Below are 23999 nucleotides of genomic sequence, written 5' to 3'. Positions count from 1 at the left end.
CAGGCATAAAGCGTACCTGTAACACGCCCCGCACGTCGCCCAAGGGGTGACCTTTTCTACCCGAGACGCCCCGTATGATGTGTGACGTGTTCAACCTGTTCGGCAAAGGCAAGAAGTCCACGACGTTTAAACCACCCCGCGCGCCGGGGGAGACGATTCGTCCGGACGATGCGCAGTACCTGCGCGACTGGGTCGTCGGCAGGTCCTATGTCGAGGGTTTTGTCGAGCCGGAAACAATGGTCAACGAGATGTCCGTCGTCCTCGTCGACGAGAAGGGCAATTACACCCGCCGCCGTATCGGCGGCCCCAAGGGCATCGACCAGGTGGCCGACATGCTGGGCATCATGCTCTACGACGTCGAGGAGACCGGCTACCCCGACCGCATGCGCAAAAAGATCGAGCAGGAGCGCATTCTGCGCAAGCGCGAGGAGCAAAAGCAGCGCCGCGCCCGGTTCGAGCGCGGCGAAAACCCCTACGGCTAGTTTGTACGAATCGACAAAACGCCCCGGCGTGCTGGTTTCCCACCTGGGAAAACGCCGGGGCGTTGTTGATTCGTACAAAAGACGCCGTTTGCGGGCTCCGCATTGCGGACAACCTCGTAAAAGTTGACATTCTGCCGAAATCGGCCCGTGGCGACCTGCGGAAATGTAGGGCTGTTGTCAGATCTTGCGAGCGCCGGAGCGTCGCCGACTCTTATTGCTTATCGACGAGGCGCGACAACGTCTCCACAATCGTCCGCACAGGCGCGCCAGTGGCACGCTTCGGGGTGTATCCGTAGGGGGCGCCGCCGTTCCAGGCGGGGCCGGCGATGTCGATGTGCGCCCACTCGACGTCCTCCGGCACGAAGCGGGACAGGTACAGGCCCGCGAACAGCATGCCGCCGGTACGCGCGTTGTGGGTGTTGCGGATGTCGGCGATGGGGGACTTCAACTCGTCCTCCTGCTCCTCCAAAAGCGGCATGGCCCAGGCCTGCTCGCCCACGCCGCGACCGGTCTCGGCGATGAGGTCGCGCAGCTTATCGGAGCCCATCACGCCTGCGGTGCGGTTGCCCAGCGCCACCAGCTGCGCGCCGGTGAGCGTGGCCGTTTCGATGAGGTAGGCGGGGGAGTCCTCGCAGGCGCGGGCGACGGCGTCGGCAAGCACGAGGCGTCCCTCGGCGTCGGTGTTAATGACCTCGCTGGTGATGCCGCCGTAGTGGGTGATCACGTCGCCCGGGCGGGTGGCGGTGCCGGACGGCATGTTCTCCGCCAGGGGCAGCCAGGCGTCGACGCGCACCGGCAGCTCAAGGCGCGCCGCCGCGGCGATCACGGCGAGCTGGGCCGCGGAGCCGCCCATGTCCGAGATCATGTCCTCCATGCCGGAGCCGGGCTTGAGCGAGATGCCGCCGGTGTCGAAGGTGATGCCCTTGCCCACCAGCGCGACCTTCTGAGATGCCCCGGACGGCGCCCAGGTCAGGTGCACCAGGCGCGGCGGGCGCGAGGAGCCGCGGCCCACGGACAGGATGCCGCCGAAGCCCTGCTGCTCCAGCGCGGCCTCGTCGAGCACCTCGATGTCCAGGCCGGCAGCCTGGGCGACCTCGCCCATGACGCCGGCGTAGGACTCCGGGTAGAGGTAGTTCGCAGGGGTGTTGACCAGGTCGCGCGCCAAGTTCACGGACTCGGCGACAATCACCGCGGCGTTGTACTCGGCCTCGTCGGCGCCGACGACGGTGACCTCGGTGGTCTGCGGCGTCTCGGCATCGGAGTTCTCGTCGTCGGCGACCTCGGCCTGGGACTTCATGCCGGTGTAGGTGTAGCCGCCCAGCAGCAGGCCCTCCACCACAGGCGCGACGCCGAACTCGGCGGAGATGGCGGCGCGCTCCACGTCGTTCAACGAGCGCGCTGCCGCGCCGACGCCGCGGCGGACCGCTTCGTCGTCGATCTCGGAGGCGTTGCCGAGGCCGAATGCGGTGACCAGGGAGCCGTCGATAAGCAGACGCGTCACCTCGCCCTCGGTGCCCTTGGCACCGACCGCAACCAGCGCCTCCAGCAAACCCTTCGGGGCGAGTGCGGTGACCGGGACCTCGATGCCGTCCTCGCCGTTCGCGACGGGGACGAGCAGCGCCGCACCTTCCGGGGCAGTGGTGCCGAGCGTTGTGCGCACCGTGGTGCCGCGGGCGGGGAGGCTGATGTCGAAGGCCATGGATGTCCTTTCGTTGTGCGGGCAATTACACCCTGTGAGCGTACTGAATGAGGGGAGTACCCTGGTCCGTATGGCTGAGATCGAATTCACAATTACCCCCACCGCAAACCCCACCCCCGACGCGGAGCGCGCGAAGATCCTCGAAGACCCGGCGTTTGGCCAGCAGTTCACGGACCACATGGTCTCCATCGATTGGACCGAGGACGAAGGCTGGCACAACGCGCAGGTGCGCGCCAACGAGCCGATCTCGCTGGATCCGGCGTCCAACGTGTTCCACTACGGCCAGGCCATCTTCGAGGGACTGAAGGCCTACCGCCACACCGACGGCAGCATCACCGCGTTCCGCCCGGAGCAGAACGCGAAGCGCCTGAACAACTCCGCCAAGCGCATGGCCATGCCGGAGCTGCCGGAGGAGGTCTTCCTGGAGGCGGTGCGCCAGATCGTGGACATTGACTCCGACTGGGTGCCGGAAGCCGGCGGCGAGGCGTCGCTGTACCTGCGCCCGTTCATGATCGGCACGGAGAAGACGCTGGGCGTGAAGCCGTCCTCGAGCTACAGCTTCTACATCATCGCCTCGCCGGCCGGCGCGTATTTCTCTGGCGGCATCAAGCCGGTGAGCGTCTGGATCTCCGAGGACTATGTCCGCGCGGCCCCCGGCGGCACGGGTGATGCGAAGTTCGCCGGCAACTACGCCGCGTCCCTTTTGGCGCAGCAGCAGGCGGCGGAGAAGGGCTGCGACCAGGTGGTCTGGCTCGACGCGATCGAGCGCAAGTACATCGAGGAGATGGGCGGCATGAACCTCATGTTCGTCGAGGGCTCGGGCGCGGACGCGAAGATCATCACCCCCGAGCTGACCGGCTCGCTGCTGCCGGGGATTACCCGCAAGTCGCTGCTCCAGGTGGCCGAGGACCTGGGCTACACCGCCGAGGAGCGCAAGATCACCGTCGAGCAGTGGCGCCAAGGCGTCGAGGACGGCACGATCACCGAGACCATGGCGTGCGGCACCGCGGCCGTGATCACCCCGGTGGGCACCGTGAAGTCCAACGAGGGCGAATTCACGGTGAACAACAACGAGGCCGGCGAGATCACCATGGCCATGCGCGAGCGCCTCCGCGGCATCCAGACCGGCGACGCGGAGGACACCCACGGCTGGAACACCGTGCTCATCGAGAGCTAATTGCCTATCGACGCACCTTCGGCCAGCACCTCACCCGCCAACTCAGCGGCGAGGTTGAGCTGACCAAGCGCGGCCAGGGCCCCTGCGCCCTGGCCCGTTTTCATTTCCAGCGCCAGTACTGGCGTCAGGCCCAGTGCCTCGAGGCAGCCGGCGTGGGCCGGTTCCGCGGTGGATTGGCCGGCGATGAGCCAGTCTTTCGTGCCGGGGGCGAGACGCTCGGCCACGTAGGCGGCGAGGGTGGGGTAGGCCTCGCCGATGAGCACCGGGGTGCGGCGCGCGGCGGACTGGGCGATCAGCCCGACCAAAAACGCGAAGTCCGGGCCGGTCAGTTCGGCGCAGACGCACTCGGTGTCCTCGCGGAAGTCGCGCACGCGGAACATTGCGTCGCGCACCGCGGCGACTTTGACCTTCCACACCTTGTCGTTGATGCCGGAGCCGCGGCCGATGGCCTTCACCGGCTCGGTGCGGGTGAATACGCCGTAGACCGCCGCAGCGACGGTGGTGTTGCCCACCCCGATGTCGCCGGGGATGATCAGGTCCGCGCCCGAATCGATCTCGTTGTCCGCCACCTCGGCGCCGGCGGCGAGGGCGGCGTCGAACACCTCGGGGGAGGTGGCGGGCTCCACGTCGATGGCGCCGGTGGGGGTGTCCAGGTAGTCGCCGATGAAGCGCACCGTCGCACCTGCCAGTCGCGCCGCGGCGTGGGCCGGGCCGCCGCCGGCGCGCAGCTGCTCGGCCTGCACGTCGCCGGCGTCTTCCGTCCACGCGGACACGCCGCGCGCGGCAACGCCGTGCTTGCCCGCCACGATCACAACCCGCGGACGGGCAAACGGGGCGGGGACATCCGTGCCCTGCACCGAGGCGATCCTGGACGCCAGAGAACCCAGCCTGCCCAGCGCCAGCCCCGCAGCAGAGCCAGCCAAGGCGTCGGCGACGGCGTGGCCGTGGGACTGCTTCGGGGCGTCAACCGGTGGAAACTGCATGGCCTAAACCTTCTCGCCCACGGCCACGCGCGGCTTCGGGGTGCGCCAGTTGCGCGGCTGGGTGGCGCGGGAGAAGGCGTACATGCCCAGGCCGAAGCCGGTGTCGGCCTCCGGGAACTTCTCGCGCACGGCGCGGTTGGCCCGGATGCCGATGATGAACCCCTCGATGAAGATGGTCAGCATGAACAGCAGGCTCAGCAGCGACAGCACGGCGGACACGCGCGGTAGCCAGGTGCCGATCAGCATGATCAGCAAGAGCACCAGCGCGGCTGGCATGACGTAGTTGTTGAAGAAGCGCTTGGAATCCACCCAGTCGCGCACGAACCCGCGCACCTCGCCGCGGTCGCGCTCGGTGAGGTAGCGCTCGTCGCCGGCGTCCATGCGGGCCTGGATCTCGCGGTTGCGGGCGCGGTTTTCCTCCCGCACCTGCTTCTTGTGCGCCTTCCACTCCTCCTTGGACATGGTCTTCTTCAGCTCTTTTTCGCGCTGACGGATCTGCGCCGGGGTGGCGGCGTTCGGGTCGCGCACCACGCCGCGCTTGATCTCTTGGTCGATGCGCTTCGGCGTCGGGCGGCCCTTCGGCGGGGTGTAGCCCTTAGGGAGCTTTTCCCCCGTCTGCTCGGCCTGCTCAGCCTCAGGCAGCTCGACCTTCGTCGAGCCCTGCGCCGCGTCTGCGCTCTGCTCGGTTTTCTGCCAGGGAAGTTTCACGCTCATTAGGCTACAAGGCCCGCGTGCGGGAGTGGAATAACCCGGCACGCCTACCGGTTGCACTGTGCATGGCCAGTGGCGCGTAGCATGGGCGCCACTCCACATCGAAAGACTTGAGTCGAGGCACGAAGGAGACTGCAATGACTGCCCCCACCTCTACCACCGGCGTGAACCTCACCGAGGCCGCCGCTGCGAAGGCGAAGGCCCTGCTTGATCAGGAGGGCCGCAACGACCTGTCCCTGCGTATCGCTGTCCAGCCGGGCGGCTGCGCCGGCCTGCGCTACCAGCTCTACTTCGACGACCGTGACCTGGACGGCGACAAGGCCGACGAGGTCGGCGGCGTGCGCCTGGTCGTGGACAAGATGAGCGTGCCGTACCTCATGGGCGCCACCATCGATTTCGCGGACACCATCGAGCAGCAGGGCTTCACCATCGATAACCCGAACGCGGGTTCCGCCTGCGCCTGCGGCGACAGCTTCAACTAAGCACTTCGTGCTTATCGACGACTAAAGCTCCGCACCGTCACACAGTGCGGAGCTTTTTCGCGTCTTATGCGCAGCTGTGCTCGGCCGCGAGCCACGCGAGGGCTGCGTCTTCGCCGCCGGGCTCATCGGGCTGGATCGGGTCTTCGGAGAAAACTTCGCCGGTGCGTGCCTTATCTTTCGCAATGGTCAGCATCAGTGCGCTGCCATCGGGGAAGTCGTAGACCATGTTGGCTGAGGCGTAGCCGGCTGTCGGGGTGCCGAAACTCTTGGCGTGGTCCAAGCCTCGGAACGCCAGCATGGTCGCTTCGGCGGAGGAAGCGGTATCGCCGTCGACAAGCACTGCGACCGGCGCGTCCCACTTGCCGCCGGAGGTAGTCGTCGGACTACCGCCGCCGCGCACCCCGTTGCCCTCGATCGTCACGGGGCTGGAGTACGCGTTGGAGACAAACTCCAGTGCTGTGCCGTCCGGCAGTAGGGGAGAGACCCCGGCGAGCATCGGCCCCATGTCGCCTCCGTCGTTGCCGCGGAGGTCCACCACCGCGCCGCAGGCACCGCCGTCGCGAGCGGCAGCCAGCCCCTTGGCAAGCGTGTCGGCGTAATGCTGGCCGTCGTCGTGGCGGCCCACACCGGGCACCGTCGCCCAGGCCACGCCGTCTTTGACATTCACAGACGGGGAGCGGGTGTCCGCTTCACTTGCGTTGTCCTGCTCGGCACCAGGCTCGATGAGCTTGGAGTGCTTGCCGCCGGCAGCCTTCACGGCATCGTTGAGGGCGGAGCGGACGTCGTCACGCGAAGATGCCCCCTGAACCGCATCTTCGGCTGCGGCGCGCGCGGCCCGGAACTCCTCGGAGTCGCCGTAGATGCCCTCCTCCGACAGATCCAACACTGTCTTTGCGTAGCGGCGTGGTGTGTCCGTGCCCCAGAATCGCGCGGTTCCCGAAAACTTCGCGGTCATGGTGGGGCCGTAGACGAACGCGGCGGCGACGGCGACAAGTATCAGCGCGCCGAGGACGCCGGCTACTGCGATGAGGACTTTCCGTGCAGTTGACATGCAAACCATTGAACCAGGCAGCCGTCATGCCGGCAGCCAGATTCGCCGGAAAATGGCTGCGCTAGAGCTGGACCGGGTAGTCCTTGTGCTCGATCTGCGGGTCGATGCGGTGCTCGACAAAGATGCCGTGCCAGACCATGAACGCCAGCACCGTCCACAGTCGGCGGGAGTGGTCGGAGACACCGTCGCGGTGTTCCTTGAGCATCTCCATCACCTGGTCCTTGGCAAAGATGTCGTCGGTCTGGGACTCGCGGATGGTGTCCTGCGCCCAGCCGAAGAGCTCGTCGCCGGCCAGCCAGTGGCGCATCGGCACCGGGAAGCCCAGCTTCTTACGGTGCAGCACGTGCGGCGGCACGATCTGCTCCATCGCCTTGCGCAGCGCGTACTTGGTGGTGCCGTTGGCGATCTTTTGATCAAACGGGATGGTCTGGGCGACCTCGAAGACCTCCTTGTCCAAGAACGGCACGCGCAGCTCGAGGGAGTTGGCCATGTTCATCTTGTCGGCCTTGACCAGGATGTCGCCGCGCATCCAGGTGAACAGGTCCAGGTTCTGCATGCGCGCCACCGGGTCCATCTCGGTGGAGGCGGCGTAGATCGGGGCAGTGACCTCGCGGTGGTCCCACTCGCGCTTCGCCCACGGCAGCACGCGGTTGAGCTGGTCGAAGTTGAAGGAGCGGGCGTTGCCGTAGTAGCGGTCCTCGATCGGGGTGGTGCCGCGCTCGAGCAGGCTCTTGCCCTTCATGCCTTCCGGCAGCACGCGGCTGAGCCGGTTCAGCCCCTTGTTCAGAGCGCCCGGCAGCTTCTCAAACGGCGCGAGCGACAGCGGCTCCTTGTAGATGGTGTAGCCGCCGAACAGCTCGTCGGCGCCCTCGCCGGAGAGTACCACCTTGACGTGCTTGCGGGCCTCCTGCGCCACGAAGAACAGCGGCACCAGCGACGGGTCCGCCACCGGGTCGTCCAGGTACCACATGATCTTCGGGATGGCGTCCGCGTACTCCTCGGGGGAGACAATCTTCACGATGTGCTCGACACCGATCGCCTCGGCGGACTCGGCGGCCACGTCAACCTCGGAGTAGCCCTCGCGCTCGAAACCGGTGGTGAAGGTGAGCAGGTCCGGGTTGTGGCGCTTGGCCAGCGTGGCAATGGCGGTGGAGTCGATGCCGCCGGAGAGGAACGAGCCCACGGTGACGTCGGCACGCATGTGCTTTTCCACGGAGTTCTCCAGCGCACGCGCGATGCGGTCGTAGAGGTCCTGCTCCTTGCCCTTCGTCACCGGCTGGGACTGAAAGTGCGGCTTGAAGTAGCGGTCCGAGTGCACCTCGCCGCCCGGCTTTAAGGTGACGGTGCAGCCGGACTCGACACGGCGGATCTCCTTGTGCAGGCTCTCCGGCTCGGGCACGTACTGCAGGTCCACGTAGTGCTCGATCGCGCGGCGATCAAGGTCCAGGCCTAGACCGAGCTCCGGCGCCATCTCCAGGATGGACTTCTTCTCGGAGGCGAACACCGTGCCCTTGTCCGTGGTGGCGTAGAACAGCGGCTTGATACCGAACTGGTCGCGCGCCGCAAACATCGTCTGCGTCTCGGTGTCCCAGATGACGAAGGCGAACATGCCGCGCAGGTGCTCGACCACGTTCGCGCCCCAGTGGTGGTACCCAACCACGATCGGCTCGCCGTCGCCGCTGGTGTTGAAGGTGTAGCCGGCGGACTGGAGCTCCTCGCGCAGCTCGATGTAGTTGTAAATCTCGCCGTTGAACGTCAGCGCGTAGCGCTCCGGGTTGTCCGCCGGCCCCCAGCGCAGCGGCTGGTGGGAGTGCTCGATATCGATGATGGCCAGGCGATTAAACCCGAACACCGCAGAGTCGTCGTTCCAGGTGCCGGCGGCGTCCGGGCCGCGGTGGTACATGCACGGCAGGGCGCGCTCGACAGCATCAACGAACTTGGCTGCGTTTGCGTCCGCGCTAAGCAGGGCAAGAAGGCCACACATACTCAAACCTCTCCGTATATATAAGGTGCGCCGTTGCTACGCGGCGGGAAGTCCCCTCAACAATAAGGTTTTGCGTCCAGTTTTCGTGAACCGGAACCGCCCAACTTTCGCCGTGCCCCATAAGGGGGCCAACTTATGGATGAACTTTTTCACGGGTTCGTTTGCTTGGCGAAGCGTTATCGTCGCTAAGCACTTGCTTATCGACGTTCCCCCGGTGCCCGCGGCTGCGCCTCCCTCCGAGATTCCGACGGGGTAGGCGAGATGAACTATTCTGACCACGTAAGAATGTTCTGTCATGAGCATGGGCATTCAGTGTTTTTAGTGTGGACAGGAAGGCAGACACACGTGGATAAGGAAGTAAACCGCGGTATCGCCAGGAAGCTCGGCGTCGCGGGCGCGCTCCTGCTCGGCAGCTTCGGGCTTGCCGGCTGTGACGTTGCTGCGCCGGAGGCGCTCGCAAACATCCTCGACATGGGCTGGCCGGACCCGGTCACCCCGGAGGGCACCCAGATGTACAACTTCTGGGTGTGGACCTGGCTTGCCGCCTGGATTATCGGCATCATCATGTGGGGCCTGTTCATCATGGCCATCGTCCGTTGGAACGGTAAGGCTCGCGCCAAGAAGGGTGCCGGCGAGTTCCCGCGCCAGCTGCAGTACAACGTCGGCCTCGAGCTGGGCCTGACCATCCTGCCGGTCATCATTGTGATGGTGCTGTTCTTCTTCACCGTCCAGGCGCAGACCAAGACCACCGCCCTGGACAAGGACCCGAAGGTGACCGTGGACGTCACCGGCTACCAGTGGAACTGGAAGTTCGGCTACGCCAACGTTGCCGGCGACCTGACCGAGGACGGCAAGGACTACGACGGTCTGGACTCCGAGCGTCAGGCGCTCGCCGAGAAAACCAAGTACGACCCGGAGGACATGCACAACGCGAACCCGATTCACGGCACCTCCATGGGCGACCAGTCCTACCTCAACTTCAACGAGATTGAGACCATCGGCTCCACCGAAGAGGTGCCGGTGCTGGTGCTGCCGACCGACACCGCGATCGAGTTCCGCCTCGCCTCCGGCGACGTGAACCACGCGTTCTGGGTTCCGGAGTTCCTGTTCAAGCGCGACGTCTACGCGCACCCGGAGAACAACCAGCAGCAGCGCGCGTTCCAGATCGAGCGCATTGAGAAGGAAGGCGCATTCGTCGGCCGTTGCGCCGAGATGTGCGGCACCTACCACTCGATGATGAACTTCGAGGTCCGCGCCGTGAGCCCGGAGAAGTTCGAGCAGTACATCCAGTTCCGCCGCGACAACCCGGACGCACCGAACTCCGAGGCACTGAAGTCTATCGGCGAGGATCCGTACGCAACCTCCACCCGTCCGTTCGTCACCCAGCGCGATGCGACCCGCGACGGCAACAACACTGTCGACCCGAACGCGAACGTTTAAGAAAGAGAGAGCGAAGCCATGGGAACTGGATCAAAGGTTTTCTACGCCATCGGCACCTTCCTTGCTTTGATGGCCGTGTTCTACATCCTCGCTACGACGTGGATCGGCGAGGACGCGTACCTGTTCGGTATCGAGTGGATCGGCTCGGTCGGCCTCGTACTTGCCACCGTCTTCTCCTTCATGCTGGGCGGCTACCTCAGCATCACTGAGCGCCGCATGGACATCGTCCCGGAGGACTGGGAAGAGGCGGAGATCGAAGACGGCGCCGGCGTGCTCGGCTTCTTCTCTCCGAGCTCCATCTGGCCGTTCACGATGGCGATGGCGATCTGCGTGCTCGGCTTGGGCATTGCCTTCTGGCAGCTGTGGCTGCTCGCCCTTGGTGCGGTGTTCCTGATCTGGGCCACTACCATGCTGAGCCTGCAGTACGGTATTCCGCGCGAGAAGCACTAAACGCTGAAACGAAAACTCCCCCCGCCGCGATGGGTCGCGGCGGGGGAATTTTTGCGTTTGACGGTCGAAAATGGTCCGATCATCCGAAAGTTTGTCCCCCATTTTGCGCGGGCGGGCAAGCCGCGGGAGATGTGAGATCAGGCACACCGGGGAACTTTTTGAGGGCGGGAGAGCCGGCCAGAAAAATGTCGGCCAATTCTGCGAGGTAGGGCGGTAGGCGTGCACCCGATGCGATGACCAGCATCGTTCTAGTCGGATATGAGGCAGAAAAGTTCCCGTGGATATGAAAAAAGTTTTTCCGCAATACGGGCCATGTGAAAAGGTGCTGGTTGCGCGCGAGTTCACAGGAAAACTGCGGGGGTGAGTGAGATGAATATCAGGACGAAATAGGGGATAATCTCATCCGTGACGACCGCAATGACAAACCAAGATATGGCGACGCCGCAGAATCGCGTCCCAGCGCTGAACCGTCCGAACATGGTCAGCGTGGGCACGATTGCGTTCCTCGCCCAAGAGCTCATGTTCTTTGCCGGTTTGTTCGCGATGTACTTCACGTCGCGCGCAAACGGCCTCGCTAACGGTGACTGGAGCACCCAGACCGATCATCTCAACATCGTGTTCGGCGGAATCATCACCGCCGTGCTGATCGCGTCCTCCTTCACCTCCCAGTTCGGTGTGTTCGCCGCCGAGAGGGGTGACGTGTTCGGCCTGCGCAAGTGGTTCACCGTGACCATTGTGCTGGGCGTCATCTTCCTCGGCCTGGTGGCCTTCGAGTGGACCGAGATGGTCACGGCCGGCGTTACGCCGCAGTCTTCCGTCTTCGGTTCGGTGGTGTACATCATCACCGGCTTCCACATGGCTCACGTGACCGCCGGCATCATCGCGTTCATCGTGGTGCTGCTGCGCGTGGCCAAGTCGAAGTTCACCCCGGCTCAGGCAACCGCCGCAATGGCAGTTTCCTACTACTGGCACTTCGTCGATGCCATCTGGATCGGCGTGTTCATCACCATCTACATCGTTCAGTAGTCCTCTTCCAGGTGAATGCCTGGGGGAGCGGAAAAGTTCTGAAAAGTCGATAAAGGGAACACAATGGAAAACACACCCAAGAAGAAGCGCCAGGGACGCAAGACGCAGCGCACGCTCGCTGGCGCTGCGGCCTTGACGCTGGGGTTGACCGGCGCGGGGCTTCTCGCGTCTGCACTGACCCCGAACGCACAGGTGGCAACGGCGGCCCGTGATGAGCAAGCGATGATCCAGGAGGGCAAGGACCTCTACGACGTCGCCTGCATCACCTGCCACGGCGCAAACCTGCAGGGCGTTCAGGACCGCGGTCCGTCGCTCATCGGTACCGGCGAAGGCGCCGTGTACTTCCAGGTCAACTCCGGCCGTATGCCGATGATGTCCAACGACGCGCAGGCGGAACGCAAGCGCCCGCGCTACACCGAGGAACAGGCTCTCGCCCTCGCTGCCTACGTTGCAGCGAACGGCGGCGGCCCGGAGCTGGTGTACAACGAGGACGGCTCGCTTGCCATGGAGGAGCTCCGCGGCAAGGACTACGACGGCAAGATCCAGGAAGGCGACGTCGCCCGCGGCGGCGAGCTGTTCCGCCTGAACTGCGCTTCCTGCCACAGCTTCACCGGCCGCGGCGGCGCACTGTCCTCCGGTAAGTACGCGCCCGCACTGGATCCGGCCAACGAGCAGGAGATCTACCAGGCCATGCTCACCGGTCCGCAGAACATGCCGAAGTTCTCCGACCGTCAGCTCTCCGCTGACGAGAAGAAGGACATCATCGCCTTCATCAAGTCCACCAAGGAAACCCCGTCCCCGGGCGGCTACGCCCTCGGTGGCCTAGGCCCGGTTTCTGAAGGTATGGCGATGTGGATCATCGGCGTGACCCTGGTCGCTGCCGCTGCTATGTGGATTGGATCTCGCTCATGAGTGATGTGAAGAAGAATTACACGAAGGAAGAGCTGGACCGCATGAGCAATGCGGAGCTGGCTGCCCTGGGCACCGAGCTCGACGATGTCACGGTGGCGTACCGCAAGGAGCGCTTCCCGGTCGAGGGCGATCCGCGCGAGAAGTCCGCTGCTGCCGGCATCGGTATCTGGCTGACCATCTCGATCATCTCGGCGTTGGCCTTCCTCGGCGTTTACCTGTTCTGGCCGTGGGAGCCGAAGTTCCACGGCGATGAGGGTCTGTTTATCTACACCCTCTACACCCCGCTGCTGGGCCTGACCGCGGCTTTGGCGTTTGTCGGTCTCGGCGTGGCGATCATCCAGTACGTGAAGAAGTTCGTGCCGGAAGAGATTGCAGTGCAGCGCCGCCATGACGGCCGTTCCAGCGAGCTGGACCGCCGCACCACCACCGCGCTGCTGAACGACGCATGGGAGACGTCGACCCTCGGCCGTCGTTCGGCACTGAAGGGCCTGCTCGGCACCGCTGGTGTCCTCGCCGGCCTGATGGTGATCGCCCCCCTCGCCGGCGCGATCAAGAACCCGTGGAAGGTCCGCCACGAACTGGACTACCACGGTGACGGCACACTGTGGACCCACGGCTGGACCATCCAGGACAAGGGCGTGAAGGTCTACCTCGGCCGCGACACCGGTGCCATCGCCGAGCTGCACGAGGGCGACACCGGTTCGCACTACACCACCGCGGGCGTGTCCCGCCTGGTGCGCATGCGCCCGGAGGACCTCGCGGCAGCCGCAATGGAAACGGTGTTCCCGCTCTACCCGGAGGACGTCAATGACGGCGACGATTACGATCCGACCCGCGACGTCTACGAGCACCACATGCACTCGATCCACGGTCCGCGTAACCCGGTCATGCTCATCCGCCTGCGTTCCAAAGACGCGCAAAAGGCGGTTGAGCGCGAAGGCCAGGAGGACTTCCACTACGGCGACTACTACGCCTACTCCAAGATCTGCACGCACATCGGTTGCCCGACCTCGCTGTACGAGGCTCAGACCAACCGCATCCTGTGCCCGTGCCACCAGTCGCAGTTCGACGCGCTGCAGTACGGCAAGCCGGTCTTCGGCCCGGCCGCCCGCGCACTGCCGCAGCTGCCTGTGACTGTTGACGAAGACGGTTACCTCATCGCCAACGGGAACTTCATTGAGCCCGTCGGCCCGGCATTCTGGGAGCGTCAGTCCTAATGAGCACTAAACTTGAGCAAGTCGCGGACAACGTTGATTCGCGCTACACAATCTCGGGCGTGCTGCGCCCGCAGCTGAACAAGGTCTTCCCGACCCACTGGTCCTTCATGCTCGGTGAGATGGCGCTGTACAGCTTCATCATCCTGCTGCTGACCGGTATCTACCTGGCACTGTTCTTTGACCCGTCCATCACGAAGGTCATCTACGACGGTGCGTACCTGCCGCTCAACGGCGTCGAAATGTCCCGCGCGTACGCAACCGCGCTCGATATCTCCTTCGACGTCCGCGGCGGCCTGTTTGTCCGCCAGATGCACCACTGGGCCGCGCTGATGTTCATGATGGCGATGTTCGCCCACATGATGCGCGTGTTCTTCACCGGCGCGTTCCGTCGCCCGCGTGAGGCCAACTGGCTCATCGGTGTCACTCTGGTGCTGCTGGGCATGATCGAGGGCTTCATGGGCTACTCCCTGCCGGACGACCTGCTCTCCGGCGTCGGCCTGCGAATCATGTCCGCGATCATCCTGGGCCTGCCGATCATCGGCACCTGGATCCACTGGGCAATCTTCGGCGGCGACTTCCCGTCCGACCTGATGCTGGACCGCTTCTACATCCTCCACGTGCTGATCCTGCCGGGCATCATCCTCGCCCTGGTTGCGGCTCACCTCGCGCTGGTTTGGTTCCAGAAGCACACCCAGTTCCCGGGTCCGGGCCGCACCGAGAACAACGTCGTCGGCGTGCGCATCATGCCGGTGTTCGCAACCGAAGCTATCGGCTACATGATGGTCGTTTTCGCGGTGCTGGCTGGCATGGCTGGTCTCACCTCCATCAACGCGATCTGGAACCTTGGCCCGTACAACCCGTCCCAGGTGTCCGCTGGTTCCCAGCCGGATATCTACATGCTGTGGACGGACGGCGCCGCCCGTGTCATGCCGGCGTGGGAGCTCTACCTGGGCAACTACACCATCCCGGGCGCATTCTGGGTTGCTATGTTGTGTGCCCTGATGGTCGTGCTGCTGATCACCTACCCGTTCATCGAGCAGAAGGTCACCGGCGACACCGCCCACCACAACCTGCTGCAGCGTCCGCGCGATGTTCCGGTGCGTACCGGCGTCGGCGTGATGGGCCTGACTTTCTTCCTGTTGCTGACCCTCTCCGGTGGTAACGACCACGTGGCGCACTTCTTCCAGATCTCGCTCAATGCGATGACCTGGGTCGGCCGTATCGGCTTGATCGTGCTGCCGCCGCTGGCCTTCTTCATCACCTACCGCCTGTGCATCGGCCTGCAGCGCTCTGACCGCGAGGTCCTCGAGCACGGTATCGAGACCGGCGTCATCAAGCGCCTGCCCAACGGCGCGTTCGTGGAGATCCACCAGCCGCTGGGCCCGGTGGACGAGCACGGCCACCCGGTGCCGCTGGAGTATGCAGGTGCCCGCGTGCCGAAGCAGATGAACCAGCTCGGTTTCGCGGACTCCGACACCATCGGCAAGTTCTCCCCGGCGGAGCTCGGCGTCACTGAGCGTGTGCGCGACGCTGAGGAGCAGAAGCACCACGAGGCCGTCGAGACGATGCGTGCGCTCGAGGCGACGAAGGATCGCTCCGACCGCGACGCAACTCACGAGAGCGCAGAGTAAAAATAGCGCTCTTGCGGTCGCAAGCTGACCCCCTTTCCCGGCTATGGGAGAGGGGGTTTTGCTTTGTTACAAACGCGTAAACAAGGCCATGTGACAAAGACCACAGGAGATTTAAGGTTGTGTCTGCGTGCAAACCTTGAGTGAAGTCGCGCGGGCTGAGCGCCACTCAAAAAACGCCAGCGTACGCGTGGAAAACTGTCTTGTTCTGCGTCCCTGAGAGGACGTTAAAGCATGCTGAGAGGCGGTCGTGTCACACAATATTTTTGTTGATAACGGAACTGTAACGGCGTGGCGGGTGGACACCGTTGTTGCCGTTTCGTAACCTGTTCGAGACATTGCGACAACAGCCGTTGGCAGCATGTACCGAAAACAACATATGAGCCGACACCCGAAGCGGCGGTCCGAATCCGCGGACCGTACGCCATGGGGACCGGGGAACCGCAGTGGAGCCAGAAGCTCCCGTGGGGCGCAGGGTCTTTTCTCAACGCCCGGCCCGACAGCTAACTCGGTTGGCGAAGAGAAGATATGGAGAAAACTATCGTGGCAAAGCACCGTCGCCAGGACAACACCGCAGCACGCGCAGCAGCGGCTACCGTAGCCGTCGCAGCGGGCGCCGCTCTGGTCGCGCCGGCCGCCGCCTCCGCAGCAGAGGTCCGTGTTCCCAACACTCCGGTTTCCGTCCAGGTTCCGGGCATCGAGAATGTCCCGGGCATCGCATCCATCCCGGGCATCGACGCTTGGATCCCGTCGCTCGCAGGCGCACCGGCCAGCGGTAACGTCCAGAACGCCATTGCCTCTGTGAAGGCAATGCCGGGCGTGGCCAACGTTCCGGGCTTCACCCAGTTCCTCGCTAACGTCGAGCAGCAGGTCCGCCCGGCGGCTCCGGCTCAGGCACCGGTCCAGCAGACCTACTCCGCACCGGTTGCCGCTCCGGCTCCGGAGCCGTCTATTGGCGAGCGCATCGTTTCCATCGCGCAGTCCAAGATCGGCTCCCCGTACGTCTACGGCGCTGCGGGCCCGAACGCCTTCGACTGCTCCGGCTTCACCTCCTGGGTTTACGCGCAGGCCGGCAAGTCCATCCCGCGCACCTCCCAGGCACAGGCGTCTGCCGGCCAGCAGGTCGCGCTGAGCGACATTCAGCCGGGCGACATCGTCGCCTACTACGGCGGCGCTTCCCACGTTGCCATCTACGCTGGCAACGGCCAGATCATCGACGCGCTGAACTCCGGCATCCCGGTCGGCTACCGCGATCTGCACATGATGCCGATCCACTCCGTGGTCCGCTTCTAAGAGCAGACTCTGTGCCCCGTCCCGCATTGTGCGGACGGGGCATTTTTTCTCTCTCACCTCAGTATTCACTCAAATCACACGTTGAGCATTTTGCTTGGCGACGGCCACGGGAGCAGCTATAGTTTGTTCGTTCGTGCAGAAATCTGAAGAGGTGTCCACCGTGGGTAAGCACTCCCTCCGCCCCAACCGCTCCCGCGCCGCCGTCGCGGCCACTGTCGCCGGCAGCGTCATCGCCACAACGGTGTTTCCCGCGGCCCCCGCACATGCGGACGACGTGGACGCGTTGATCGAGGAGATGGAGTCCGTCTCCCACGACGCCACGGCGAAGGCGGAGGAGATCAAGGAGCTGGAGGACGAGATCACCGAGTCCGAGGCGAAGCTGCGTTCGGCGAACGCCCGCGCCGCTGAGGCGAAGTCCCAGCTCGAGTCCTTGCGCGGAGTGTCGGACGCGCAGCGCAAGAACGTCGGCGACATCGCGCATTCGCGTTACCGCATGCCGAAGTCGGACGCGCTTTTGACCACCCTGGATTCCGGCAACCCGCAGGAGGCGATCGACCGGTCCGCGTACCTGGCCGCATTGGGCCGGAACTCGCAGCGCGCGCTGACGGAGCTGGAGGACGCCAACCGCGCCGCCGGCGAGCGCGCGAGCGTGGCCAGCATCGCGGTGGCAGAAGCGCAGCACGCCCGCAACGAGCTGGACGGCAAGCGCAAGAAGCTGGAAGAGGAGCGCGAGGAGTTGGATCTGCGCGTCGCCGACATTGAGCGCCGCGTGGACAGCCTGAACGAGGCGGACCGCCAGCGGTGGATGAACAAGGACAACCCGGTGGATTCCGCGTCCCTGCCGGGTGTGGACTCCGGTATCGTCGCCGCGGCCATGGCGCAGCTGGGCAAGCCGTACGGCTGGGGCGCTGCCGGCCCGGATGCGTTCGACTGCTCCGGCCTGATGGTGTGGGCCTACGCCCAGAACGGCATCGGCATCCCGCGCACCTCGCAGGCGCAGCTCGCCGGCGGCACTCCGGTGTCCATGGACGCCCTGCAGCCGGGCGACATCATCGGCTACTACCCGGGCGTGACCCACGTGGGCATGTACATCGGCGATGGCATGGTGGTCCACTCCTCGGACTACGGCATCCCGATCCAGGTGGTGCCGCTGAACTCCATGCCGGTCCAGGGTGCAGTTCGCTATTAAGACGCTGCTGGTCACCAACGACTTCCCGCCCACAGTGGGCGGGATTCAGTCGTATTTGCGGGACTTCGCCGCCGAACTCGCGAACCGCCTCGGCCCCGACAACCTCGTGGTGTTCGCCTCCACCCAAGACGCCGACGCGGCCCGCGAGTGGGACGCGACCGCGCCGTACACCGTGGTGCGCTGGCCGCGCCGCGTCATGCTGCCCACCCCGGCCACAAGCCGCGAGATGCAGCGTCTTATCCGCGAGCACGGCATCGGCACGGTGTGGTTCGGCGCCGCCGCACCGCTGGCGCTGATGGGCGCTGCCGCGAAGCGCGCCGGCGCCGCCAACGTCATCGCCACCACCCACGGCCACGAGGTCGGCTGGGGCATGCTGCCCGTCGCCCGCGAGGCCCTAACCGCCATCGGCCGCAGCGCCGACACCGTCACCTACATCTCGGAATACACGCGACAGCGCCTGACCGCGCTGGGCACCCGCCCCCGGTTCGTGGCTCTGCCGTCCGGCGTGGACACCGAGTTCTTCCGCCCCGCCACCGCCTCCCAGCGGGCCGCCGCCCGCGAACTCATCGGCGTCGGCGACGCGCCGCTGGTGGTCTGCTCCTCGCGGCTGGTGGCCAGGAAGGGGCAAGATGTGCTGATTCGGGGATGGCCGGAGGTTCGTCGACAAGCAAAAGGCGCCCGGCTGGTCATCGTGGGCTCCGGGCCGTACGAGCGGAAGCTGAAGGCGATGGCGGGCGAGGGCGTCGTGTTCACGGGCGCGGTGCCGGGGGAGCGGCTGCGCGACATCGTGGCGGCCGCGGACGTGTTCGCCATGCCCGCGCGCACCCGCCTCGGTGGGCTCGACGTCGAGGGCCTCGGCATCGTCTACCTGGAGGCGCAGGCGTGCGGCGTGCCCGTCGTCGCGGGCGACTCCGGCGGCGCGCCCGAGACAGTCACCGCGGAAACGGGGGTGGTGGTGGACGGCCGAGACACGGGTGCCGTCGCCAAAGCGATTACGCAGCTGCTTCTCGACGACCAAAGGCGCACCCAGATGGGTCGCGCCGGACGCGCGCATGTGACCGAGCGCTTCTCCTGGGACGTGCTCGGGGCGCGGTTGGCTGCGCTATGCGGCGCTCGCGGGCGGCGGGACTAGACTGCCATTCCATGGTTGCTCACTCACCGATGACCGTCGGATTCGACATCGGCGGCACGAACGCACGCGCAGCAGTGGTGGACGCTGACGGGGTGATCGTCGATTCGCTCGGCACCGACACACCGCACGACGCGGAGGGGCTCACCCGCACGATCGTGGAGATGGTCGGCGAGCTGCGCGCATCCCACGACATCGGGGCAGTCGGCGTGGCCGTGGCGGGCTTTTTGGACCCGGACTGCGAGATCGTGCGCTTCGCGCCCCACCTGGCCTGGCGCGACGACCAGCCCGTGCGCCGCGACCTCGAGCAGGCGCTGGGCCTTCCGGTGCGCCTGGAGCACGACGCGAACTCCGCCGCCTGGGGCGAGTACCGCTACGGCGCCGGCCGCGACCTGGACACGTGGGTGTTCTTCGCCGTCGGCACCGGCATCGGCGCCACGCTGATGCACCACGGGGAGATCTACCGCGGCGCGTTCGGCACCGCGCCCGAGTTCGGCCACATCACCGTGGTCCCCGGCGGGCGCGTGTGCTCCTGCGGCAAGCAGGGGTGCCTGGAGCGCTACGCCTCCGGCACGTCGCTTGTGGACTGCGCAATTGAAATTGCCACCAAGGGCAGCTTTCGGGATTCGGCGGTGTACCGGGCGGTCGTCGAGAAGCGGGCGAGCGGACACGACATCATGGCCGCCGCACGCGCCGGCGACCCGCTGGGGCAAGCCGCGCTGGACAGCTTCTCCACCTGGCTCGGCCGCGGGCTGGCAATCGTGGCCGACGTGCTGGACCCCGCGCACATCGTCCTCGGCGGCGGCGTAAGCGAGGACGCGGACCTGTACCTGGACGACGCCCGCGCGTCCATGTCCGCCAACATCGTCGGCGCCGGCTACCGCCCGCAGCCGGAGATCCTGTGCGCTGAGCTGGGATCCCGGGCGGGTATGATCGGGGTCGCTGATCTGGCCCGTGAACTGCTGTAGAAGGCGAGTAAACGATGAACAACAAGTGGTATTCCCTGTTCAAGGTCATTTTCGGGCCGCCGCTGCTGGTGTGGAACCGACCCACCATCGAGGGCGCGGAGAACATCCCCAGTGAAGGCGCCGCGATTTTGGCGTCCAACCACCAGGCCGTGCTGGACTCGTTCTACCTGCCGCTGATGGTGCGGCGCCAAATCGCCTTCCCCGCGAAGAAGGAGTACTTCACCGGTACGGGTCTGTCCGGGCGCATCCAGAAATTCTTCTTTTCCTCGGTCGGCCAAATTCCCGTGGACCGCGGGGCCAAGGACGCCGGCGCCGCGATGCAGACCGCGGCGAAAAGCGTGCTGGACAAAGGCGACCTGTTCGGCATCTACCCGGAGGGCACCCGCTCCCCGGACGGGCGCGTGTACAAGGGCCGCACCGGCATGGCGCGCGTGGCCATGGCCACCGGCGCACCCGTCGTGCTCATCGGCATGATCGGCTCCGGCAAGGCAAACCCGATCGGCACGACGATCCCGCGGCCGGTGAAGGTGCGCATCAAGGTATCCGAACAGATCCACCCGCACGCCTGGGCGGCCGAGCACGGCTTCGACCCCGCATCTCGCGAGGTCATGCGCCCGTTCACGGACTACTGCATGCACCGCCTCGCGGACATGGTGGGGGAGGACTACGTGGATGTTTACGCCTCGGACGTGAAGAAGTCGCTGGCGGAGACGGGGGAGTACCCGGAGGAGGCACGCCCGTGAACAAACCCCTGATCATCCGATTCGCGCTGGTGGCCGTTGTTGTGGCGATCTACCTGGTCGCCTCCGAGGCAGGCTGGTACCCCAAGCTGGCCGGCCCTCTGGCCGTGTTGGCGGTGGCTGCTGTGATGTTCTGGCCCCGCCGCGGCGGCGGGCCGAAGGGGCCGTCGAGACGCGAGCTTCTCGACGACATCCGGTCGGAGCAGCGCAAGTAGATGCGGTATTTCTACGACACTGAATTTATTGAAGACGGCTCCACCATCGAGCTCGTCTCCATCGGCATTGTCGCCGAGGACGGCCGCGAGTTTTATGCCGTGAGCACGGAGTTCAACGCCTCCAACGCCAATGAATGGGTGCGCGAAAACGTGCTGAGCAAGCTGCCGCGCGCCTCGCACCCGGCGTGGAAGCCGCTGCAGCAGATCCGCGACGAGGCCCACGCGTTTCTCACCGCCGGCCGCGGCAAGCCCGAGCTGTGGGCGTGGGTCGGCGCCTACGACCACGTGGTGTTCGCCCAGCTCTGGGGCGACATGGCGGGCCTGCCCAAGGACCTGCCGCGTTACACGCGCGAGCTGAAGCAGTATTGGCAGATGGCGGGCCGTCCGCGCCTGCCGAAGGTGCCGGACGGCAATCACGACGCGCTCGTGGACGCGCGCCACAACCTGCGCAAATTCCGCGTGTGCATGGAGGCATTGCCTATCGACGCCTCCGGCGCAGTGTCCAAATAGTGAGATTCATTCTTCGCATTTTGGGAAATTGCAGGTGAAATGGGTTGTAGTGCGGTGGGATTCGTGCTACTACTAAATGGGTGAGTTGGACAATCGACATCCCCAAAGACGTACTGCCGGACCTGCCCCCGCTGCCGGGCGACCTGAACGAGCAGTTCCAGGACGCACTCTCCCGCGACGCGAAGCAGCAACCCTCCTGGGACCCCAACCAGGCGCAGTATGTGCGCAAGATCCTCGAGTCTGTGCCCCCTGTTGTGCTCGGACCCGAGGTGGAGGAGCTGAAGGCCCAGCTCGCGGACGTCGCTAACGGCAAGGCGTTCATGCTGCAGGGCGGCGATTGCGCAGAGACCTTCGAGTCCAACACCGAGCCCCACATCCGCGCCAACGTCCGCACCCTGCTGCAGATGGCCGCAGTACTGACCTACGGCGCGTCTATGCCCGTCGTAAAGCTGGCCCGCATCGCCGGCCAGTACGCCAAGCCGCGCTCGTCCGACCTGGACGCGAACGGCCTGCCCAACTACCGCGGCGACATCGTCAACGGCGTCGAGCCCACCGAGGAGGCCCGCCGCCACGACCCGGCCCGCATGGTCCGCGCCTACGCCAACTCGTCTGCGGCGATGAACCTGGTCCGCGCACTGACCGCGTCCGGCACCGCCGACCTGCACCACATCAACGACTGGAACCGTGAGTTCGTGACCAACTCCCCAGCGGGGGCACGCTACGAAGCTTTGGGACGCGAGATCTCCCGCTCCCTGGCCTTCATGGACGCCTGCGGCGTGCGCGACGACAATCTGCGCACCTCCAACGTCTACGCCTCCCACGAGGCACTGCTTGTGGACTACGAGCGCGCCATGCTGCGCCTAGCCGCCGACTCCAACGGCGACACCAGGCTCTACGACCTGTCCGCGCACCAACTCTGGATCGGCGAGCGCACCCGCGGCATCGACGACTTCCACGTCAACTTCGCCGCCCTGATCTCCAACCCGATCGGCATCAAACTCGGCCCGACCACCACCCCGGAGGAGGCCGTCTCGTACGCCGACAAGCTGGATCCGGACCGCATCCCTGGCCGCCTGACCATGGTCATCCGCATGGGCCAGGACAAGGTCCGCGAGGTCCTGCCGGGCATCGTGAAGGCCGTCGAGGCGTCCGGCCACAAGGTGGTATGGCAGTCCGACCCGATGCACGGCAACACCTTCACTTCCTCAAACGGATACAAAACCCGCCACTTCGACAAAATCCTCGACGAGGTCCAAGGCTTCTTCGAGGTCCACCGCGAGCTGGGCACCCACCCGGGCGGCATCCACATCGAGCTCACCGGCGAAAACGTCACCGAGTGCCTCGGCGGCGCCCAGGACATCACCGACGTCGACCTGCCGGGCCGCTACGAGTCCGCCTGCGACCCCCGACTCAACACCGAGCAGGCCCTCGAGCTGTCCTTCCTCGTCGCCGAGATGCTGCGCTACTAGTCTTCAGTCGGCCCGCTTGTGTGCTCTGCTGGCTTCCCAGGGCCTTCGGGGCCGGCGGGTTTTGTACGAATCGACAACGCTCCGGCATTTCCCCAGGTGGGGGAATGGAGACCCGGGGCGTTTTGTCGATTCGTACAAAATTGCGCTGCTTGCGGACTCCGCATTGCGGACAACTCGGCCAGCACCAATGGTTGGTCGGCGCCCACTATGCAGCTGCATAGTGACGGGTGGTGGTCCCTCGCAAAAGTTGACATTTTGCCGGAATCGGCCCGTGGCGACCTGCGGAAATGTCGGGCAGTTGTCAGATCTTGCGAGAGTCGGAAGGTGGTCGGCGCTTGCGGGCTCCGCATTGCGGACAACTCGGCCAGCACCAATGGTTGGTCGGTTCTCACTATGCAGCTGCATAGTGACGGGTGGTGGTCCCTCGCAAAAGTTGACATTTTGCCGGAATCGGCCCGTGGCGACCTGCGGAAATGTCGGGCAGTTGTCAGATCTTGCGAGCGCCGGAAGGTGGTCGGCGCTTGCGGGCTCCGCATTGCGGACAACTCACCCGCCACCAATGATTGGCCGGTTCCCACTATGCAGCTGCATAGCGACGGGGCGTTGGTTGCGGACTCCGCATTGCGGACAACTCGGCCAGTACCAACGGTTGGTCGGTTCCCACTATGCAGCTGCATAGTGACGGGGCGTTGGTTGCGGGCTCCGCGTTGCGGACAACTTGGCCAGCACCAATGGTTGGTCGGTGCCCACTATGCAGCTGCATAGCGACGGGTGGTGGTCCCTCGCAAAAGTTGACATTTTGCCGGAATCGGCCCGTGGCGACCTGCGGAAATGTCGGGCGGTTGTCAGATCTTGCGAGCGCCGGGACGGGCCGCGGGTTGCGGACTCCGCATTGCGGACAACTCGGCCAGTACCAACGGTTGGCCGGTACCCACTATGCAGCTGCATAGTGGAAGTCGCCCGGCTAGGGCTGGGGAACGATGACCTCCGGGATTTCGCCGTACATGCCGGAGCCGAACCACCAAGCCCCCAGTGCCACGGCGACGATCGCGATGATGACGAAGACGGTGTACAGGGCCACGCCGAACGGGGAACGGTTCGACACGGGGTTAACGGAGGGACGTCGGGAAGCGGATTCGCGGGAGGAGGGGGCATCCGGGGCGTCGGGGGGCATCGGTCTCGGCGCAGGTGCAGGCACTGGAGCAGGTGCCGGGCCAGAGGCCGGGACTGGCGCAGGAACGGGG

Annotated in this window: 23 protein-coding genes; 17 read left to right on the top strand and 6 right to left on the bottom strand. The window is 65.4% G+C overall.

Going from position 1 to position 23999, the window contains the following annotated elements:
• The first annotated feature begins 86 nt into the window (after positions 1-86).
• Complete coding sequence (locus MHY23_RS04985) at positions 87-482, top strand: oxidoreductase (protein ID WP_239306647.1); 396 nt, start codon at positions 87-89, stop codon at positions 480-482.
• 211 nt (positions 483-693) lie between these two features.
• On the opposite strand, the gene MHY23_RS04980 is transcribed toward MHY23_RS04985, so the two are convergent.
• Positions 694-2181: a leucyl aminopeptidase gene (locus MHY23_RS04980; protein WP_239306646.1), complete on the bottom strand. Its 1488-nt coding sequence runs from the start codon at positions 2179-2181 to the stop codon at positions 694-696.
• Positions 2182-2251: 70 nt separating this feature from the next.
• Here MHY23_RS04980 and MHY23_RS04975 point away from each other — a divergent pair, with 70 nt between their 5' ends.
• Positions 2252-3358 (top strand): branched-chain amino acid aminotransferase, encoded by a 1107-nt coding sequence (locus tag MHY23_RS04975; protein WP_239306645.1) that lies wholly within the window; start codon positions 2252-2254, stop codon positions 3356-3358.
• Here MHY23_RS04975 and MHY23_RS04970 read toward each other — a convergent pair.
• Together MHY23_RS04970 and MHY23_RS04965 are read right to left on the bottom strand one after the other, a co-directional pair.
• Positions 3355-4341, bottom strand: coding sequence for a nicotinate-nucleotide--dimethylbenzimidazole phosphoribosyltransferase (locus MHY23_RS04970; RefSeq protein WP_239306644.1), 987 nt, complete (start codon positions 4339-4341; stop codon positions 3355-3357). The two genes, MHY23_RS04975 and MHY23_RS04970, sit on opposite strands and share 4 nt — an antisense overlap.
• 3 nt (positions 4342-4344) lie before the next feature.
• Positions 4345-5049, bottom strand: coding sequence for a DUF3043 domain-containing protein (locus tag MHY23_RS04965; protein WP_181888764.1), 705 nt, complete (start codon positions 5047-5049; stop codon positions 4345-4347).
• 140 nt (positions 5050-5189) lie between these two features.
• Between MHY23_RS04965 and MHY23_RS04960 the strand changes: the two genes are divergently transcribed.
• Complete coding sequence (locus MHY23_RS04960; protein WP_034998489.1) at positions 5190-5534, top strand: iron-sulfur cluster assembly accessory protein; 345 nt, start codon at positions 5190-5192, stop codon at positions 5532-5534.
• Between the two features lie 64 nt (positions 5535-5598).
• Here MHY23_RS04960 and MHY23_RS04955 read toward each other — a convergent pair whose 3' ends face one another.
• Positions 5599-6585: a S41 family peptidase gene (locus MHY23_RS04955; protein WP_239306643.1), complete on the bottom strand. Its 987-nt coding sequence runs from the start codon at positions 6583-6585 to the stop codon at positions 5599-5601.
• Positions 6586-6646: 61 nt separating this feature from the next.
• Positions 6647-8569 (bottom strand): asparagine synthase (glutamine-hydrolyzing), encoded by a 1923-nt coding sequence (gene asnB / locus MHY23_RS04950; RefSeq protein ID WP_239306642.1) that lies wholly within the window; start codon positions 8567-8569, stop codon positions 6647-6649.
• Between the two features lie 345 nt (positions 8570-8914).
• On the opposite strand from asnB, the gene MHY23_RS04945 reads away from it, so the two are divergent.
• The 14 genes from MHY23_RS04945 (at position 8915) to MHY23_RS04880 (ending at position 22755) form a co-directional block, all read left to right on the top strand.
• Entirely contained in the window at positions 8915-10009 is a 1095-nt protein-coding gene (locus MHY23_RS04945; protein WP_239306641.1) for a cytochrome c oxidase subunit II, read from the top strand.
• Positions 10010-10027: 18 nt separating this feature from the next.
• Positions 10028-10459 (top strand): cytochrome c oxidase subunit 4, encoded by a 432-nt coding sequence (locus tag MHY23_RS04940; RefSeq protein WP_239306640.1) that lies wholly within the window; start codon positions 10028-10030, stop codon positions 10457-10459.
• Positions 10460-10864: 405 nt separating this feature from the next.
• Positions 10865-11485, top strand: coding sequence for a heme-copper oxidase subunit III (locus MHY23_RS04935; protein WP_239306639.1), 621 nt, complete (start codon positions 10865-10867; stop codon positions 11483-11485).
• Positions 11486-11548: 63 nt separating this feature from the next.
• Positions 11549-12397 (top strand): cytochrome c, encoded by an 849-nt coding sequence (locus MHY23_RS04930; protein ID WP_239306638.1) that lies wholly within the window; start codon positions 11549-11551, stop codon positions 12395-12397.
• The gene (locus MHY23_RS04925) at positions 12394-13614 is read left to right on the top strand and encodes a ubiquinol-cytochrome c reductase iron-sulfur subunit (protein ID WP_239306637.1); all 1221 of its coding nucleotides are present in this window, start codon (positions 12394-12396) and stop codon (positions 13612-13614) included. Before MHY23_RS04930 ends, MHY23_RS04925 begins: the two co-directional genes overlap by 4 nt.
• A complete protein-coding gene (locus tag MHY23_RS04920; RefSeq protein ID WP_239306636.1) occupies positions 13614-15245 on the top strand; it encodes a cytochrome bc complex cytochrome b subunit in 1632 nt (543 codons plus the stop codon). Before MHY23_RS04925 ends, MHY23_RS04920 begins: the two co-directional genes overlap by 1 nt.
• A gap of 540 nt (positions 15246-15785) precedes the next feature.
• Entirely contained in the window at positions 15786-16535 is a 750-nt protein-coding gene (locus MHY23_RS04915) for a C40 family peptidase (RefSeq protein ID WP_338026594.1), read from the top strand.
• Positions 16536-16695: 160 nt separating this feature from the next.
• Complete coding sequence (locus tag MHY23_RS04910; protein WP_181888754.1) at positions 16696-17724, top strand: NlpC/P60 family protein; 1029 nt, start codon at positions 16696-16698, stop codon at positions 17722-17724.
• Entirely contained in the window at positions 17708-18856 is a 1149-nt protein-coding gene (locus MHY23_RS04905; RefSeq protein ID WP_239306634.1) for a glycosyltransferase family 4 protein, read from the top strand. The genes MHY23_RS04910 and MHY23_RS04905 overlap by 17 nt, the downstream gene beginning before the upstream one ends.
• Before the next feature lie 11 nt (positions 18857-18867).
• Positions 18868-19821, top strand: a complete 954-nt coding sequence (locus MHY23_RS04900) for an ROK family protein (RefSeq protein WP_239306633.1) — start codon at positions 18868-18870, stop codon at positions 19819-19821.
• Between the two features lie 14 nt (positions 19822-19835).
• On the top strand, positions 19836-20564 hold the full coding sequence (locus MHY23_RS04895) for a 1-acyl-sn-glycerol-3-phosphate acyltransferase (RefSeq protein WP_239306632.1): 729 nt from the start codon (positions 19836-19838) through the stop codon (positions 20562-20564).
• On the top strand, positions 20561-20776 hold the full coding sequence (locus MHY23_RS04890; protein ID WP_034998511.1) for a hypothetical protein: 216 nt from the start codon (positions 20561-20563) through the stop codon (positions 20774-20776). The genes MHY23_RS04895 and MHY23_RS04890 overlap by 4 nt, the downstream gene beginning before the upstream one ends.
• A complete protein-coding gene (locus tag MHY23_RS04885) occupies positions 20777-21286 on the top strand; it encodes a polyadenylate-specific 3'-exoribonuclease AS (protein ID WP_239306631.1) in 510 nt (169 codons plus the stop codon). It begins immediately after the preceding gene.
• Between the two features lie 80 nt (positions 21287-21366).
• Entirely contained in the window at positions 21367-22755 is a 1389-nt protein-coding gene (locus tag MHY23_RS04880) for a class II 3-deoxy-7-phosphoheptulonate synthase (RefSeq protein ID WP_239306630.1), read from the top strand.
• 964 nt (positions 22756-23719) lie between these two features.
• On the opposite strand, the gene MHY23_RS04875 is transcribed toward MHY23_RS04880, so the two are convergent.
• Positions 23720-23860: a hypothetical protein gene (locus MHY23_RS04875; protein WP_239306629.1), complete on the bottom strand. Its 141-nt coding sequence runs from the start codon at positions 23858-23860 to the stop codon at positions 23720-23722.
• Between the last annotated feature and the right edge of the window lie 139 nt (positions 23861-23999).

It is taken from the genome of Corynebacterium sp. ACRQP, assembly GCF_022345915.1.
Lineage (GTDB): Bacteria > Actinomycetota > Actinomycetes > Mycobacteriales > Mycobacteriaceae > Corynebacterium > Corynebacterium lehmanniae.
Note: the sequence above shows the minus strand (reverse complement) of the source record. Positions and strands in the feature narration are given on the sequence as shown.

Coding starts and splice junctions, on each gene's coding strand:
- MHY23_RS04980 (WP_239306646.1), bottom strand. CDS start 2,181: ATGGCCTTCGACATCAGCCTCCCCGCCCGCGGCACCACGGTGCGCACA.
- MHY23_RS04975 (WP_239306645.1), top strand. CDS start 2,252: ATGGCTGAGATCGAATTCACAATTACCCCCACCGCAAACCCCACCCCC.
- MHY23_RS04970 (WP_239306644.1), bottom strand. CDS start 4,341: ATGCAGTTTCCACCGGTTGACGCCCCGAAGCAGTCCCACGGCCACGCC.
- MHY23_RS04960 (WP_034998489.1), top strand. CDS start 5,190: ATGACTGCCCCCACCTCTACCACCGGCGTGAACCTCACCGAGGCCGCC.
- MHY23_RS04955 (WP_239306643.1), bottom strand. CDS start 6,585: ATGTCAACTGCACGGAAAGTCCTCATCGCAGTAGCCGGCGTCCTCGGC.
- asnB (WP_239306642.1), bottom strand. CDS start 8,569: ATGTGTGGCCTTCTTGCCCTGCTTAGCGCGGACGCAAACGCAGCCAAG.
- MHY23_RS04940 (WP_239306640.1), top strand. CDS start 10,028: ATGGGAACTGGATCAAAGGTTTTCTACGCCATCGGCACCTTCCTTGCT.
- MHY23_RS04930 (WP_239306638.1), top strand. CDS start 11,549: ATGGAAAACACACCCAAGAAGAAGCGCCAGGGACGCAAGACGCAGCGC.
- MHY23_RS04925 (WP_239306637.1), top strand. CDS start 12,394: ATGAGTGATGTGAAGAAGAATTACACGAAGGAAGAGCTGGACCGCATG.
- MHY23_RS04920 (WP_239306636.1), top strand. CDS start 13,614: ATGAGCACTAAACTTGAGCAAGTCGCGGACAACGTTGATTCGCGCTAC.
- MHY23_RS04900 (WP_239306633.1), top strand. CDS start 18,868: ATGGTTGCTCACTCACCGATGACCGTCGGATTCGACATCGGCGGCACG.
- MHY23_RS04895 (WP_239306632.1), top strand. CDS start 19,836: ATGAACAACAAGTGGTATTCCCTGTTCAAGGTCATTTTCGGGCCGCCG.
- MHY23_RS04885 (WP_239306631.1), top strand. CDS start 20,777: ATGCGGTATTTCTACGACACTGAATTTATTGAAGACGGCTCCACCATC.